Consider the following 15,633-nt stretch of genomic DNA (forward strand, 5'->3'; position numbering starts at 1 on the left):
GGGGAAGCTTAGCTATCCGAACCCCGGATGTGGTCGGCGAGCCCGAACGTCACCGCCTCGGCGGCGTTCAACCAGCGCGACCGTGCCTCGTCGGGCAGCGCCGCGCCGCAGTACCGCTCGGTGAGCGCGTCGATCTCCGCCCGCCGGTGGGCCAGATGATCGGCCCGGACGCGCACATCGCCCGGATGGGCCCCGCGGACCTGACCGGCCGCGTCCCACGCCGAGGGCAGCAGCGCCGCGTGCGGCAGCGCGTACCGCTTGCCGGGGGTGCCGGCCGCCACCAGGAACGGCACCGGCCCGGCGATCGAGCCGGCCGCGACCGTGACCACGTCGACGCCGAGGGTGCGGATCGTGTCGTGCACGGCCATCGCGGCCACCGGCGAGCCGCCGGGGGAGAGCAGGTACAGGGTGACGTCGCGCCGCGGGTCCTCCGCGGCGAGCAGGAGCAGCCGGGCACACGTCTCGGCGGCGACCTCGTCGTCGAGTTCGCGGGCGAGCAGCACGATCCGCGCGCCGAGCAGCCGATCGGCGGGATCGGACGGGGTGGACAGGACGGGCATCGGGACCTCCGGACTCCGGCCCGCCGCCGACCGGCGGGCCTGTCCCGACGCTAGGCCCGGCCGGTGCACCCCGGCCGCTGATTACGCCGTCGGCGCAACGGTTTCACCGCCCGCGATCCCGGCGGTCTTGGGCTCCCACAGCTCCGGCCGGTCGGCCAGCGCGAGCGGCAGCCCGAAGTAGGCGAACAGCTCGGTGTTGAGGAAGATGCTCAACCCGGTGACCGCGCCGTCCTCGATCCGCAGTGCGGTGATGCCCCAGGCCTCGAACTCGCCGTTCGGGCCGGACGGCTTCCACTGCGCGAATCCGACCGTGCCGTTGATCTCCACCGGGGTGACCCGCGATCCACGGCAGGCCTGGCCGGGCCCGCTCGCCATCCAGGCGATCACGTCGTCGCGGCCGCGGAACCACAGCTCCAGCGGCGGCATGTTCTGCTCGACGTCGGAGTGCAGCAGCGCGGTCAGCGCCTCCATGTCGAACGCCTCGAACGCCTCCATGTAGCGCATCAGCAGCTCGGTCTGCGCGGGATCGACGACCGGCGTGGTACCGGGTGCGGCCTCGGAGACCCCCTGCTCGGACAGGGTCGCGCGGGCCCGCTGCAGCGCACTGTTCACCGAGGCCACGGACGTGTCGAGCAGCTCGGCGACCTCGGCGGCACGCCAGCAGAGCACCTCACGCAGGATCAGGACGACGCGCTGACGGGCGGGCAGGTGCTGCAGCGCCGCGATGAAGGCGAGCCGGATCGTCTCCTTCGCGATCGCCTTGTCGGCCGGGTCGCCGGCCGGGGTGGAGACCCGCGCGTCGGGCATCGGTTCCAGCCAGGTGGCATCGGGCAGCGGCTCGCGCAGCGACTCCGCGACCGGTGCCCCCGGGGCGCCGAGATCCATAGGCACGGCGCGCCGCTTGCGGCCGTTCAGCGCGTCGATGCAGACGTTGGTGGCGATCCGGTACAGCCACGACCGCAGCGAGGACCGTCCGTCGAACTTCGCCAGGCCCTTCCAGGCGCGGACCATGGTGTCCTGCACCGCGTCCTCCGCCTCGAACGCGGACCCGAGCATCCGGTAGCAGTATCCGGTCAGCTCGCGGCGGTAGTCCTCGATCTGCAGATCCAGCGGTCGGCTGTCCGTGTTGTCTGTGCTGCCGGCGCTGCCTGTGCTGCCGGAGCTGCTGCCTGCCCGGGCGGGTGCGCTCATCGGTTCCCCCTCGCGACGTCCCCGGTCCGGGGTGGGCCGGGGCGATCCCGGTCCGTGTCGAGGCGAGTGTGCCCCTGCCCACCGACAGTGTGGAGTCCCTTTCCGGCGAACGGCGCTCCTGCGCGGTGTCCGAACGGTCCGGCCCGGTGCCGTGGGATGATCGCGGCAGCGGCGGTGCGGACGGGAGGCGCGACGATGTCGGCGTTGACCGGTAACAGCCGGGACGACACGGACGGATCCGGCGCGGTCTCCCCGCTGCGCAGGGCCGGTCGGCGGCCGGTGACCTCACGGTCCGAGATCGAGCACATCGCGCTGGAGATGTTCAGCGACCACGGCTTCGAGCACACGACCGTCGACGACGTCGCGAGCGCGGCCGGCATCGGCCGGCGCACCTTCTTCCGTTACTACGCCTCGAAGAACGACGTCGCCTGGGGATCGTTCGACGAGCAGCTGGTCCGGATGCGCGCGGTCCTCGCGGCCCAGCCGGCCGATCTCCCGGTGCTCGAGGGCATCCGGCGGGCGGTGCTGGAGTTCAACCACGTCGAGCCGGCCGAGCAGCCCTGGCACCGCAGGCGGCTGCGGCTGATCCTCGGCACTCCCGCGCTGCAGGCCCACTCCACACTGCGGTACGCCGCGTGGCGTGAGGTCGTGGCGGACCACGTCGCGGAGCGGCGGGGCGAGCCGGCGTCTGCGCTCGTCCCGCAGAGCATCGGGCACGCCTGCCTGGGGGTGTGTCTCGCGGCATACGAGCGCTGGCTGGCCGACGACGGCGCCGAGCTGGCCGGGCTGCTCGACAGCGTCTTCGAGTCGCTCATCGGGGGCTGGTCCGCCGAGCTGGGCTGAGCATGCGGGTGGGGTCCACGCACGCCACGACGGCGCCCCCGGTGCTCGCGGGACGCCGTCGTGGCGGCGGATCGGCTCAGCGCGGGCTGCCGAACATCCGCTCCCACAGGCTCGGGGCGGCGGTGACAGCCGGCTCTGCCTCGGGATCGGCCGCGGCGGCCTCCTCCGGCGCCACCGGGAGGGCCGGGGCGGCCGGGACAGCCGGGTCGACGGGAGCGCCCGGGAGGGCCGGTGCGGCGGGAACGGCCGGGGCGCCGGGCACCGCGGGGACTGCGGGGACTGCGGGCTCGGGCACACCCGGGACGGCCGGCGCTCCGGGAACGGCCGGCAGGGCCGGGTCGGCGGGAACAGCCGGAACGGCCGGGTCGGCCGGAACACCGGGGACCGCGGGTGCGGCGGGCACACCCGGGACCGCCGGGTCGGCGGGGACAGCCGGAACACCCGGAACGGCCGGGTCGGCGGGAACAGCAGGGACGGCGGGGGCACCGGGAACGGCCGGGGCCGCGGGGGCACCGGGGACGACCGGCTCGACCGGCGGCTCCGGGATCACCTGCGCCGGGGCCTCCCCGGCGGCCGCGGCGTCTTCCGCGGGAGCGAGCGGCGCCGCAGGCACGGCCGGCGCGGCGGGGACGGCCGGCGCAGCCGGAACCGCGGGTGCGCCGGGAACGGCGGGTGTCGCGGGGACGGCCGGTGCGGCCGGGACCTGTGCGTCAGCCGGCACCGCGGGTACCGCCGGCACGGCGGGCGCCGCGGGCGCTGCCGGGACCGCAGGCACCGCGGGATCGATCGCGGCCGGATCGACGGTGGCCGGAGCGGCGGCCCCGCCACCGAACAGCGTGTTGAACAGCCGGTCCAGTGGGCCGTCACCGGCGGACTGTTGCGGCGCGGCGGCCGTGAGGGCGACCGGCTCGGCGGAGGCACGCGTGGGCTCGGCCGCGCCGGCCGCGCCGGCGCCGTACACACCCAGGGTGCCGATCATGAGGGTCAGGGCGACGGAAGCGGTGACTCGGGATCGCACGTTCTCTCCAGTTCGCGGGCTGTTGCTGTGCTGACTGACTGACGGCGCAGAGCTTGTAGTCACCAGCGGTCATCCACCAGTGACCCGTTCGTGGCCACACCCGCCACGGGAGCCCCGCCGGTCACACAGTGACCGGATCGGACCGCAACGAACCCGGAACGGGCGACCCCGGACGGGGTGCCGGAGCGGTCGTGCGGGGGCCGCGGCCCGTCCGGTCACCCGGTTCGGGGGGTCCGACGCCCGGTTGCTCACCCGTCGGCGTGGAATGACGTTCGCGCTCACCCGTTCGGGACGACGGTGACCGGCGGTGCCCGAAAATCGGCGGGATCATCACGCATCGTGTCGTGCTCTGCGACGGGTGTGACGACGGAGGTGTGCGGGGAGGAAGTGGCGGCGGCCAGGGCCCGGCTGCCGGGCGGGCCGGCGGGCGTGCGTTGCTCGGGCATCGCGCGGCCGGGTTCTGATAGCCTGCGCGAGGTTGCAGTCGTTCTTCCCCGATCGCCGTGAAGCGTCCGTGTGAAGTTGTGACGGTGGGCTTCGCCGGTGATACGGATGTGTCTCCGACGCCGCCCGCGCGACCTCCGGCTCTCGCAGTGAGAGACCGGAACCGCTCCATCTGAGAAGGACAAAGCTATGCCGCAGGGCACCGTCAAGTGGTTCAACGCCGAGAAGGGCTTCGGCTTCATCGCCACCGACGACGAGGGACCGGACGTTTTCGTCCACTACTCCGCGATCGAGGCCAACGGCTTCCGGAGCCTGGAGGAGAACCAGCGGGTCGACTTCCAGGCCAGCCAGGGCAAGAAGGGCCCGCAGGCCGACTCGGTCCGCGTGATCTGATCTTCCGTGCGGGGCATGTCCCCGCTCGTGTGTGAACCGGCGCCGGCACTCCTCGGAGTGCCGGCGCCGTCGTATGTCCGGCCCCTGTGTCCGGCAGGGAAGCAGGCGAGCGGCGCGACGACCGGGCGTGGCGGCGAACGCCGCAGAGGTTGCCACCGTCCGACCGATCGCTCCGGCCGGTCGCCCACCGTTCACCGGCGCCTGCGCCGCCGTGCGGTCGCCGGATCCCGCTCGTCTCGCCGTCGCGCGTGCTCGTCGCCTACCACTCGCGAGGACATCACTCCAGACCGCATCCTGGTGTTGCACTTCACAGATGCGGCACCAAGGCGGTGCCGCGGCAAGCGAAAGGAAGTGGATCCCGATGTCCTGGTGGGACAGCTACCGAGCCGTCTACGGCGCGGAGCTGCGGGCTGCCGCACGCGAGTACGTCGACCACGGCTGGCCCCTCGTGCCGGGGCCGGGAGCTGAGGTGCTGCTCGCCACCGGCGAGTCCCTCGACGTCATCGAGGTGCCCGCCGAGGTCGGTCGCAGGGTCTGCAGCACGCTGCGGGAGGCCGGCGAGGTCGTGCCCGTCGCCGCGACGCCGCAGGGCACCTGGTGGTTCCCGATGACTCCGCGGCACGCGTTGCCCGCCGAGCTCAGCCTGCACACCGACGTCGTGCTGCACACCGACGGCATCGGCGTGGTCGCCCCGCCGACCGAGCGGCCGGACGGCTGGGTCCAGTGGCGCGTCGCACCGGCCAGGGTCGGGTACCGGGTGCCCGACGCGGCCGTCATCGTCGACGCGGTCGTCGACGCGATCCGCTCGCCCGGCACGGCCGGCGCCGATCCGGTGGTGCAGACCCCGGCGACCGGGGTCGCCGCTCTGCGGCGCTGACCGCACCCCGCGCGGCCCGGCCTGATCACCCGCCGGCCCGCGCACCCGGTGCGCCGTCCGCCCGGACTCCTCCCGCGCTCGCCCGAGATCACTCAGGGCGCCGGGATCGGCCGGACGGTGCGCACCGGTAGCGGCGCCCGGGGGAGCACTTCTCCCTCGCGCGCGGCGCTCACACAGCGAGCGCCGCCGAGCTGCCGCTCCACCGGTCTCGGCCGGGTCCGGCGGGACAGCCCCCGGGCCCGGCCGGCCTCACCCCCGGGTATCCCCGGAGATCGCCCCCGACGTACCCCGAGTCCGGCTGCCGGTGCCGCGGGGCACTATGGAGATGTGCAGACCTCGAGCGCGCCGGAGCGCCCCGCCCCCGCTCCGAACCCGCAGCGGGACCGGAACGTCGGCTCGGTGCCCTCGGCGCCGCTCGGCGGCTTCGGGCCCGGTGACGAGCAGAAGCGGCGTGATCTCCGCCGGATGAAGGCCGTCGCGACCGGGTTCCTGGTCGGGGCCACGATCGTCTTCTTCATCGCCAAGTACCTGGAGTCCGTTCAGGGGCTGCCGTGGGCGGCCTACGTGCGGGCGAGCGCCGAGGCGGGCATGGTCGGCGCGCTGGCCGACTGGTTCGCGGTCACGGCGCTGTTCCGGCATCCGCTGCGGATCCCGATCCCGCACACCGCGATCATCCCGCGCAAGAAGGACATGATCGGTGACAGCCTCGGCGACTTCGTCGGCGAGAACTTCCTCTCCGAGGCGGTCGTCCGCGACAAGCTGGAGCGGATCGGCGTCAGCGAGCAGGTGGGGCTCTGGATCGGGGAGCAGCGCAACGCCGATCGCGTCACCACGGAGCTGGTGACGGCCGCCCGCGCCCTGGTGACCGTGCTGCGCGACGAGGACGTGCAGAACGTCATCGAGACGGTCGCCGTCCGCAAGCTGATGGAGATCCCGGTCGGCCCGCCGCTGGGCAAGGCGCTCGAGGGCGTCCTCGCCGACGGTGCGCACCGCCGGCTGGTCGATCTCGTCTGCGACCGGGCCTACGACTGGGTCGCCGACAACCAGGAGATGGTGCTGCGGGTCGTGCACGAGCGGGCACCGTCGTGGACCCCCCGGTTCGTCGACGACATGGTCGCCGACAAGCTCTTTGCCGAGATCCGCGGCTACGCCTGGGGGGTCAAGACCGATCCGGAGCACCCGCTGCGGCACGCGGTGGACCGCTACCTCGCCGAGTTCGCGCGCGACCTGCAGAACGACCCCGCCACGATGGACCGGGCCGAGCAGGTCAAACGTCAGGTGGTGGAGCACCCCGAGGTGCAGCACTTCATCGGGCGGGCCTGGACGGTCGTGAAGGGCATGGTGCTCGACGCCGCCGACGACCCGTCCAACGAGCTGCGGCTGCGGGTGCGCGACGGTCTGATGGCGTTCGGCCGGCGGCTGGGCCGCGATCCCGAGCTGAGCGGCAAGCTGGACGGCTGGATGGCCGACGCCGCCTGCTACGTCGTCCGGCACTACCGGTCCCAGATCACCACGCTGATCACCGAGACGGTCGCGAAGTGGGACGCGGAGGAGACCTCCCGCAAGATCGAGCTCCAGGTGGGCCGTGACCTGCAGTGGATCCGGATCAACGGCACCGTCGTCGGTGCGCTGGCGGGGCTGGTGATCCACACCGTCGGTGAGCTCATGTTCTGAGTCACACCGGCGTCATCCTGTTGCCATCGGGTGGTCACGAACGTGGCGCACGCCACGCGACCTGCGCTAGCACTCTGCTTGCAAGAGCTAGCACTGGCGCGTAGCGTCGGTGCCGGCAACGAGGAGAGATCGGAGGTGGGGCTGATGTCCACCAGACCGGATCCCGCAACGGGATCGGCCGGTGAGTCCAAGCCCTCCGCCGAGCCGTCCGAGCGCGTCGGTCAGGCCGTCGAACACGTCGGCCAGGTCGTCGGCCAGGCCCAGCAGGTGGTCGGGCACGCGGTGGAGGACATCGGGTCCTACATCCGCGCCCAGCGCGAGGCCGCACAGGTCTCGATGCGCCAGCTGGCCCGCACGGCGGGGGTGAGCAACCCCTACCTGAGCCAGGTCGAGCGTGGACTGCGCAAGCCGTCCGCGGAGATCCTGCAGCAGCTCGCGAAGGGCCTGCGGATCTCGGCCGAGGCGCTGTACGTGCGTGCCGGGATCCTCGAGGAGAGGCCCGCCGGCAAGGTCACCGACGCGGTGCTCACCGATCCGACCCTCACCGAGCGGCAGAAACGAGTGCTGCTCGACGTCTACGAGTCGTTCCGCAGGGAGAACGGTCTCACCGGCAGCGCCGCCGGCAGCACTACCGACAGCGCTGACAGCACTGCCGCCACACCGACAGAGACGAGGAAGTGATCACCATGGCCGTGAACCTCCCGACCAGTGCCGACGTGAAGAAGCTGCGCGAGCAGACCGCGGAGCAGGCCGAGGTAGTCCGTACCCCGCTGCTCGCCGTGCTCGGCGCGGGTGACTACGCCTACACCACCGTGACCAAGGCCGTCGCCGACGTCCGGTCCACCGCGACCAAGCGGGCCGAGGAGGTCCAGGGGCGCGTGCAGGAGCTGCCCGAGGAGATCAAGGAGCTGCGCGGCAAGCTCAGCTCCGAGAACCTGCGCAAGCAGGTCGAGGAGTTCCGCGCGCAGGCCGAGGACGTCTACGTCGGGTTCGCCCAGCGCGGCGAGAAGGCCTGGGGCAAGATCCGCAAGCAGCCGCAGGTCAAGCAGGCCTTCGCGACCGTCGAGGACCTGACCGAGAAGTTCGACGCCCGGGTCGACGAGTTCGTGGACGACACCCACGACGCCGCCGAGAAGGCGCTGGACACCGTGACCACGCAGACCCGTTCGGTCGGCGAGAAGGTCGCGCGGCGCACCCAGACCGTCGCCGGTCAGGCCGCCGAGGCCGTCACCGAGGCGTCCAAGGATGCCGCGGAGGCGATCGAGGAGGCCGGTGACGAGGTCGCCGGCAGCACCCGGTCCACCGCCCGCAAGGCCGCGGCGAAGACCGACCCGAAGACGAACACCGGTGCGAGCACCGCGGCGGCCCGCAAGCCGGCCACCCGGCGCAGCACCACCGGCACCACCAAGAAGTGACACCCGCCGGGCGGTACGCCCGGTGTGCAGTACCGACCGCCCCCGCCGGCCTCCCGCCGGCGGGGCGGTCCGCTGTCCGGGCCCGGACAGCCGTCGGTGCAGCCCACGCCCCGCCCACGCCCCGCCCACGCCCCGCCCGCGCCCCGTCCGACGAGGCAGCCGATGGCGGAGCCCGCGTGACCGGGGACCGGGCTGCCCGTACTCTGGCCGCGTGGAACTGCTGTACGTCCTCGACCAGTGGATCATCTTCGCCCTGAAGATCGCTGCACTCCCGGTGGGCGGATACGCACTCCTGCACGCCGTGCGCCAGCGCGCCGACGCCTTCACCGCTGCCGGGAAGCTCACCAAGAACGCCTGGCTCGGCATCACCGGCGTCGGGCTGTTCCTGCTGATCATCACCCCCGGCCCGATGTACGGCGGCGCGATGTTCTGGCTGGCGGCGATGGTGGCGGTGCTCGTCTACATCGTCGACGTCAAGCCCGCGGTGGTCGAGGTGCAGGGTGGCGGCCCACGCTGGTGAGCCGTCCCGTTCGCCGTGAGCGGACAGCGGATTGACTGCAACGGTGTAAGCGTTGGCAGGGTCATGAGTGATGTGCTGACCCTCCCCGTCCTCCCTCTCGACGACGCGGTCGTGCTGCCCGGCATGGTTGTGCCGGTTCGTCTCGACGCCCCCGACACCCGTGCCGCGGTGGACGCGGCGAGCGCCGGCGAGCAGGAGAACGACGACGGGAGACGCGTGCTCGTCGTCCCCCGGATCGACGGTCGCTACGGCTCGGTCGGCGTCGTCTCCGTGCTCGAGCAGATCGGCAGGCTCCCCAACGGTGAGCAGGCCGCCGTCGTCCGTGGTGAGCGCCGTGCCCGGATCGGCAGCGGGGTCGGTGGCCCCGGCGCCGCACTGTGGGTGGAGGCGGAGCCGCTGACCGAGGCCGAGCCGACCGGGCGCACCCACGAGCTGGCCAAGGAGTACAAGGCGCTGGTCGTCGGGATCCTGCAGCAGCGGGGTGCCTGGCAGGTCATCGACTCGGTGCAGCAGACCTCCGATCCCGGCCTGCTGGCGGACCTGGCCGGCTGGGCGTCCTGGCTGGACGTCGCGCACAAGGCCGAGCTGCTCGCCGAGACCGACGTGACGGCGCGCCTGGAGAAGCTCCTGGAGTGGACCAAGGAGCACGTCGCCGAGCAGGAGGTCTCGGAGAAGATCTCGAACGACGTCCGCGAGGGCATGGAGCGCCAGCAGCGCGAGTTCCTGCTGCGCCAGCAGCTCGCCGCGATCCGCAAGGAGCTCGGCGAGGGCGACCCGGACGCCGCCGACGACGACTACCGCGCCAAGATCGAGGCCGCCGACCTGCCGGAGAACGTCCGCAAGGCCGCGCTGACCGAGGTCGGCAAGATGGAGCGGGCCTCCGACCAGAGCCCCGAGTCCGGATGGATCCGGACCTGGCTCGACACCGTCCTCGACATCCCCTGGACCACCACCACCCTGGACTCCGACGATCTCGTCGAGTCCCGCCGGATCCTGGACGCCGACCACGCCGGCCTCGACGACGTCAAGGAGCGGCTGATCGAGTTCCTGGCCGTCCGGTCCCGGCGCACCCGCAAGGGGCTGGACACCGTCGGCGGACGCGGCTCCGGTGCTGTGCTGTCCCTGGTCGGTCCGCCCGGTGTCGGCAAGACGTCGCTGGGGGAGTCGGTGGCCCGTTCGCTGGGCCGCAAGTTCGTCCGGGTCGCGCTCGGCGGCGTCCGGGACGAGGCGGAGATCCGCGGGCACCGGCGCACCTACGTCGGCGCGCTGCCGGGCCGCATCGTGCGGGCCATCCGGGAGGCCGGGTCGATGAATCCGGTCGTGCTGCTCGACGAGATCGACAAGGTCGGCTCGGACTTCCGCGGGGACCCCACCGCGGCGTTGCTGGAGGTGCTGGACCCGGCGCAGAACCACACGTTCCGGGACCACTACCTGGAGGTCGATCTCGATCTGTCGAACGTGCTCTTCCTGGCCACCGCCAACGACGTCTCGGCGATCCCCGGCCCGCTCGCCGACCGGATGGAGGTCGTGACGCTCGACGGCTACACCGAGCCGGAGAAGGTCGCGATCGCCCGTGACCACCTGCTCCCGCGGCAGATCACCTCCGCCGGGCTGGAGCCGGCCGACGTCGAGTTCACCGACGTCGCGCTGTCGATGATCGCCGCCGAGTACACCCGGGAGGCCGGTGTCCGTCAGCTCGAGCGCGGGCTGGCGAAGGTGCTCCGCAAGGTCGCCGTGGAGCTGGACGCCGGGACCGACGCCCCCGTGACGGTCGACGCGAACTCGCTCGTCGGCTATCTCGGACGCCCGAAGTTCACGCCGGAGACGGCGGAGCGGACCTCGGTCCCCGGGGTCGCGACCGGACTGGCCGTCACCGGTGCCGGTGGGGACGTGCTGTTCATCGAGGCCACCGCGATGGACGGCGAGCCGGGCCTGCAGATCACCGGGCAGCTCGGCGAGGTGATGACCGAGTCCGTCTCGATCGCGCTGTCCTACCTGCGGTCGAAGGGGCTCGCCGGGGACCTCGCGCAGCGCAAGCTGCACGTGCACGTCCCGGCCGGCGCGGTCCCGAAGGACGGGCCGAGCGCGGGCGTCACGATGACGACGGCGCTCGCGTCGCTCGCGTCCGGACGCCCGGTGCGGTCCAGCGTGGGGATGACCGGCGAGGTCACCCTGCAGGGGAAGGTGCTGCCGATCGGCGGGGTGAAGCAGAAGCTGCTCGCCGCGCACCGGGCCGGACTGACCGACGTGATCATCCCGAAGCGCAACGAGCCCGACCTGGACGACGTGCCGGAGTCGGTGCGCAGCGAGCTGCGGGTGCACCCGGTCGCCGACGTCGCCGAGGTCCTGGAGATCGCGCTGGAGCCGGTGGCCGTGGAGCAGCACGCCGCCTGAGCCCACCCGAGCCGCCCGTCCCGCATCCCCGGATGCGGGGCGGGCGCTCGTGTGTCCGGAACCCTGACGACGGGCTGCGCCGCAACGGCTACCGTGATCGACGCCGGACCGAGGGAGGATCGTCATGAAGCTGGCGGAGGCGCTGGCGCTGCGGGCCGATGCCCGGCACCGGGTGGAGCAGCTGCGGTCGCGGATCACCGCGAACGCCCGCTACCAGGAGGGCGAGGAGCCGGCGGAGGACGCCACGGTGCTGCTCACCGAGGCCGACACCGTGCTCGACGAGCTGGAGGTCTGGATCCGGCGGATCAACCGGACCAACGCGGCCACCCCGCTCGGCGCGCACGGCACCCTGACCGACGCGCTCGCCCGGCGCGACGTGCTGCGGCTGCGGCACTCGGTGCTGGCCGCCGCCGCGGACGCCGCGGCGGGCAGTGGTGGTGGGTACCGGCAGCTGCGCTCCGAGCTCCGCACGCTGTCGGCGCTGCCGGTGGCCGAGCTGCGTACCCGCGCCGACGACGTCGCGCGGGAGATCCGGGAGCTCGACACCGCGGTGCAGCAGGCCAACTGGACCGTCGAGCTGCTGGACTGAGGAACCGGGCGGGAGGGGAGCAGGTACCCGGAGCGGAGGGCGGGCACGAACCCGAGGGCCGGCGGGTGAATTCCGGCCCACTGCACGGCGCGTGGCGGGCAACGCTGGTGGTTCGACTCCACCGTCTCACCGTTTTCGCCCCGCATCGTGACAGGTGAACGCGCATTCACACCGCGCACCACCACGTGCCGACTCCGCCCCGGGGAGGGTGGGCTCGGGGAGCCCCTCCCGTCACCGGGGCGGCCGGGCGGTCAGTGGAAGACGACCGTCCGGTTGCCCTGGACCAGCACCCGGTCCTCCAGATGCCAGCGCAGGCCCCTGGCCAGCACCAATCGCTCGATGTCCCGGCCCCGGCGCACCATGTCGGCGGCGGTGTCGGCGTGGTCGACCCGGGTGACGTCCTGCTCGATGATCGGGCCGGCGTCGAGATCCGCGGTGGCGTAGTGGCAGGTCGCCCCGATCAGCTTCACCCCGCGCCGGTGCGCCTGGTGGTAGGGCCGGGCCCCGGCGAACGACGGCAGGAAGCTGTGGTGGATGTTGATCGCCCGCCCGGCCCACGCCTCGCACAGGTGCGCGGGCAATATCTGCATGAAACGGGCCAGCACGATGGCGTCCGGGTCGTCGGCGTCGACCAGCTTGCGGATCTCCTCGAACGCGGTGACCTTGCCCTGCTCGCGGAGCGGGTCGCCGGCGGCGGGGAACGGCACGTGATGGAACGGCACCCCGTGCGCGGTCACGATGGGCTCCAGCGAGGCGTGGTTGCCGATCACCCGGGTGATCTCCACCGGCAGCTCACCGGTCCACACGCGTCCGAGCAGGTCGTGCAGGCAGTGCTGGTCGCGGGTCACCAGCAGCACGGCCCGCTTGCGCGTCCCGGTGTCGGAGATCCGGTGCTCCCCGCCGAGCTCGGCGGCGACCGGGGCGAACAGCGAGCGGAGCTCGTCGACGTCGCACGGGACCGACGCCGCGTCGACGACCTGGCGGGTGGAGAACACCCCGGCCTCGGCCTCGGCGTGGTAGGCCGCCTCGGTGATGGACGCACCCAGGTCGGCCAGGAACGACGCGATCCGCGCGACGATGCCGGTCCGGTCCGGGCAGGACAGCGTGATGACGTAGCGGCGGTCGGACATCAGGAGATCTGCCCCAGGGTGAACTCGGTCTCGGCGGCGAGCAGCTTCTCGATCTGCCCGGCCACGGCCTCCTCGATCCGGGACCCGAGCAGCGGCACCCGCACGGTGACCTCGGCCCGGATCATCACCTCGGAGCCGCCGTCCACGTCGACGATCCGCATCACCGACCGGGCCGTCGCCGGCGTCCCGACGACCTCGACCGAGCCGGTGCCGTCGTAGTGCCCGGCCCCGCCGGCCCGCCAGTGCTCGGTGCGGTTGATCTTCAGGTCGCCGCCGGGGATGAACGAGGTGACCACCGACGGCAGGTCCGCCGCGGCGATGCCGTGCCGCAGCGTGTACCGGACGCCGCCCGGCTCGGTCTCGTAGGCGGTGACCGCGGCGCCCGGCCCGCCGAGATGCTTGAGCTGCTGCTCCAGCAGGTCACGGTCCACCATCGCGGCGTAGACCTTCTCCGCCGGGTGTGCGGAGGTGGCGCGGTAGTCGAGCGAGCGCGGCATGCGCGCAGGTTACCGTTGACCCGTGAGCTCCCCCGCCTCGACGACCACCGATCCCCGGCTGAGCGCGCACACGACGCTGCGGCTGGGCGGGCCGGCCGCCCGGATCGTGCGCGCGGAGGGCGCCGCCGAGGTGGTCGACGCGGTCCGCTCGGCGGACGCCGCGGGGGAGCGGGTGCTGCTGGTCGGTGGCGGTTCCAACCTGGTCGTGGCCGACGCCGGGTTCGACGGCACCGCGGTGCTGCTGGCCGGGCGCGGGCTGAGCCACGAGCGTCGCGACGGCACGGTCGTGCTGACCGCCGAGGCCGGCGAGGACTGGGACGACGTGGTCGCCGCCACCGTCGCCGAGGGGCTCGGCGGGCTGGAGTGCCTCTCCGGCATCCCGGGCCGCACCGGCGCCACCCCGGTGCAGAACGTCGGCGCCTACGGCGTCGAGATCGCCGACCTGCTCGTCGACGTCGATCTCTACGACCGCCGTACCCGCACCGTGCGCGAGCACGTGCCGGCCGCCGCGCTCGGGCTCGCCTACCGGACCAGCGTGCTCAAGGGCAACGACGACGCGATCGTGCTGCGTGCCCGGTTCGCACTGCGCGCCGACGGCCGGTCCGCCCCGATCCGCTACGCCGAGCTGGCCCGCACCCTCGGCGTCGAGCAGGACAGCCGGGTCGATCCGGCGGTGGCCCGCGAGGCGGTGCTCGCCCTGCGCCGCGGCAAGGGCATGGTGCTCGACGCCTCGGACCACGACACCTGGTCGGCCGGGTCGTTCTTCACCAACCCGGTCCTGGCCGTCGCCGACGCACCCGTCGTCGACGGGCTCGCCGCCTGGCCCGCCGGCGAGGGCCGGGTCAAGCTGTCCGCCGCCGGACTGATCCAGCAGGCCGGTTTCGGCCGTGGCCACACCGGACCCGGCGGGCGGGTGTCGCTGTCCACCCGGCACGTGCTGGCGCTCACCCACCGCGGCGGCGGGACGACGGCGGACCTGCTCGCGCTGGCCCGCGAGGTCCGCGACGGAGTGGCCGACCGGTTCCGGGTCGATCTGCACCCGGAACCGGTGCTCGTCGGCTGCGCACTCCGACCGGCCCGGTGAGAAACCGGCCGGGAACGGGTACGGACCGGGCATGAACGTCCCGCAGAACTCCCCGCAGAACACCGCCGTCCCCGCCGAACGCGCCGAGAGCCGTGCCACCCCGCTTCCCGAGGAGGAGGGCACCGGCGCGCCGGACCGGGACGGCGCCGAGGAGATCCTGCGCGAGTCCGAGGAGCGGATCGCGGGTGCGGCCGCCGGCGACGAGCCCGCCGCCGACGCCGAGCAGCGCCGCCGCTCCGAGGAAGCGCTCTGAGCCTCAGGTGCGCGCGCTCCGGGTGGAGGTCGCCTGGTCGCGCGGCTTGAGCACGATCTGGTCCAGGTTGACGTGCGAGGGCCGGGTCGCGGCGAAGACGATGGTGTCCGCCACGTCCTCGGCGGTCAGCGGGGTCAGCCCCGCGTAGACCTTCGCGGCCTTCTCGGCGTCGCCACCGAACCGCACCTCGGAGAACTCGGTCTCGACCATCCCCGGGGCGATCTCGGTGACCCGGATCGGCTCGCCGAGCAGCTCACCGCGCAGCGTCCGGTGCAGCATCGCCTGGGCGTGCTTCGCGCCGGTGTAACCGGCCCCGTTGTCGTACCAGTCGAGCGCGGCGACCGAGGTCACGGTGATCACGTGCCCGTCGCCGGAGGCGCGCAGCTTCGGCAGGAACGCCTTGGTCAGCCGCAGCGTCCCGAGGACGTTGGTCTCCCACATCCAGCGCCACTCGTCCTCGTCGGCCTGCTCGACGGTGGCGAGCCCCTTGGCGCCGCCCGCGTTGTTGACCAGGACAGCGGCCTCGGGCACGGCCTCGTCGAACGCCCGGACCGAATCGGCGTCGGTGATGTCCAGGGCGAGCGCGGTGCCGCCGATCTCGTCGGCGATCTCCTGGCAGCGCTCGACCCGGCGGGCGCCGAGGACGACATGGAACCCGGCCTTCGCGAGGGCGCGGGCGGTGGCGGCGCCGATCCCGGAGGAGGCGCCGGTGACGACAGCGGTCTTGTGCTCGGCGGTCATGCCCCGAAGC

General features: G+C 73.2%; 17 protein-coding genes. 11 read left to right on the top strand and 6 right to left on the bottom strand.

Translation table 11 applies throughout. The features are described 5' to 3' along the window. Positions 1-8: 8 nt before the first annotated feature. Both Pdca_RS03525 and Pdca_RS03530 read right to left on the bottom strand, forming a co-directional pair. Positions 9-560, bottom strand: a complete 552-nt coding sequence (locus Pdca_RS03525) for an ATP-dependent Clp protease proteolytic subunit (protein WP_085914450.1) — start codon at positions 558-560, stop codon at positions 9-11. 81 nt (positions 561-641) lie between these two features. Further along, complete coding sequence (locus tag Pdca_RS03530) at positions 642-1,751, bottom strand: sigma-70 family RNA polymerase sigma factor (protein ID WP_232021398.1); 1,110 nt, start codon at positions 1,749-1,751, stop codon at positions 642-644. Between the two features lie 204 nt (positions 1,752-1,955). Here Pdca_RS03530 and mftR point away from each other — a divergent pair, with 204 nt between their 5' ends. Further along, complete coding sequence (mftR, locus tag Pdca_RS03535; protein ID WP_232021399.1) at positions 1,956-2,594, top strand: mycofactocin system transcriptional regulator; 639 nt, start codon at positions 1,956-1,958, stop codon at positions 2,592-2,594. Between the two features lie 76 nt (positions 2,595-2,670). On the opposite strand, the gene Pdca_RS36655 is transcribed toward mftR, so the two are convergent. Then, entirely contained in the window at positions 2,671-3,573 is a 903-nt protein-coding gene (locus tag Pdca_RS36655) for a hypothetical protein (RefSeq protein WP_218031436.1), read from the bottom strand. A gap of 672 nt (positions 3,574-4,245) precedes the next feature. On the opposite strand from Pdca_RS36655, the gene Pdca_RS03545 reads away from it, so the two are divergent. The 8 genes from Pdca_RS03545 to Pdca_RS03580 all read left to right on the top strand — a co-directional run bounded on the left by Pdca_RS03545 (position 4,246) and on the right by Pdca_RS03580 (position 11,918). Further along, entirely contained in the window at positions 4,246-4,449 is a 204-nt protein-coding gene (locus tag Pdca_RS03545) for a cold-shock protein (protein ID WP_068796724.1), read from the top strand. A gap of 361 nt (positions 4,450-4,810) precedes the next feature. Beyond that, complete coding sequence (locus tag Pdca_RS03550; RefSeq protein WP_085914452.1) at positions 4,811-5,326, top strand: bifunctional DNA primase/polymerase; 516 nt, start codon at positions 4,811-4,813, stop codon at positions 5,324-5,326. A 399-nt stretch (positions 5,327-5,725) separates the two neighbouring features. Then, positions 5,726-7,000 (top strand): DUF445 domain-containing protein, encoded by a 1,275-nt coding sequence (locus Pdca_RS03555; protein WP_166666024.1) that lies wholly within the window; start codon positions 5,726-5,728, stop codon positions 6,998-7,000. Between the two features lie 144 nt (positions 7,001-7,144). Beyond that, the gene (locus Pdca_RS03560) at positions 7,145-7,681 is read left to right on the top strand and encodes a helix-turn-helix domain-containing protein (protein WP_085914518.1); all 537 of its coding nucleotides are present in this window, start codon (positions 7,145-7,147) and stop codon (positions 7,679-7,681) included. Between the two features lie 5 nt (positions 7,682-7,686). Next, positions 7,687-8,415 carry a hypothetical protein gene (locus Pdca_RS03565; RefSeq protein WP_125911246.1) on the top strand — a complete coding sequence of 243 codons (729 nt, stop codon included), beginning with the start codon at positions 7,687-7,689 and terminating at the stop codon, positions 8,413-8,415. A gap of 211 nt (positions 8,416-8,626) precedes the next feature. Beyond that, positions 8,627-8,935 carry a DUF2516 family protein gene (locus tag Pdca_RS03570; RefSeq protein WP_085914455.1) on the top strand — a complete coding sequence of 103 codons (309 nt, stop codon included), beginning with the start codon at positions 8,627-8,629 and terminating at the stop codon, positions 8,933-8,935. Between the two features lie 63 nt (positions 8,936-8,998). Beyond that, positions 8,999-11,329 (top strand): endopeptidase La, encoded by a 2,331-nt coding sequence (gene lon, locus Pdca_RS03575; protein ID WP_197719910.1) that lies wholly within the window; start codon positions 8,999-9,001, stop codon positions 11,327-11,329. A 124-nt stretch (positions 11,330-11,453) separates the two neighbouring features. Beyond that, the gene (locus tag Pdca_RS03580; protein ID WP_085914457.1) at positions 11,454-11,918 is read left to right on the top strand and encodes a DIP1984 family protein; all 465 of its coding nucleotides are present in this window, start codon (positions 11,454-11,456) and stop codon (positions 11,916-11,918) included. Between the two features lie 251 nt (positions 11,919-12,169). Here Pdca_RS03580 and purU read toward each other — a convergent pair whose 3' ends face one another. After that, positions 12,170-13,048, bottom strand: a complete 879-nt coding sequence (gene purU / locus Pdca_RS03585; protein WP_085914458.1) for a formyltetrahydrofolate deformylase — start codon at positions 13,046-13,048, stop codon at positions 12,170-12,172. Continuing rightward, positions 13,048-13,545 (bottom strand): DUF2505 domain-containing protein, encoded by a 498-nt coding sequence (locus Pdca_RS03590; protein WP_085914459.1) that lies wholly within the window; start codon positions 13,543-13,545, stop codon positions 13,048-13,050. Before Pdca_RS03590 ends, purU begins: the two co-directional genes overlap by 1 nt. Before the next feature lie 22 nt (positions 13,546-13,567). On the opposite strand from Pdca_RS03590, the gene Pdca_RS03595 reads away from it, so the two are divergent. Both Pdca_RS03595 and Pdca_RS03600 read left to right on the top strand, forming a co-directional pair. Next, the gene (locus Pdca_RS03595; RefSeq protein ID WP_085914460.1) at positions 13,568-14,629 is read left to right on the top strand and encodes a UDP-N-acetylmuramate dehydrogenase; all 1,062 of its coding nucleotides are present in this window, start codon (positions 13,568-13,570) and stop codon (positions 14,627-14,629) included. 31 nt (positions 14,630-14,660) lie between these two features. Continuing rightward, complete coding sequence (locus Pdca_RS03600; RefSeq protein WP_085914461.1) at positions 14,661-14,882, top strand: hypothetical protein; 222 nt, start codon at positions 14,661-14,663, stop codon at positions 14,880-14,882. A gap of 3 nt (positions 14,883-14,885) precedes the next feature. On the opposite strand, the gene Pdca_RS03605 is transcribed toward Pdca_RS03600, so the two are convergent. Continuing rightward, entirely contained in the window at positions 14,886-15,623 is a 738-nt protein-coding gene (locus tag Pdca_RS03605; RefSeq protein ID WP_085914462.1) for an SDR family NAD(P)-dependent oxidoreductase, read from the bottom strand. Positions 15,624-15,633: the final 10 nt, after the last annotated feature.

The sequence above is a fragment of the Pseudonocardia autotrophica genome, assembly GCF_003945385.1.
GTDB classification, from domain to species: domain Bacteria; phylum Actinomycetota; class Actinomycetes; order Mycobacteriales; family Pseudonocardiaceae; genus Pseudonocardia; species Pseudonocardia autotrophica.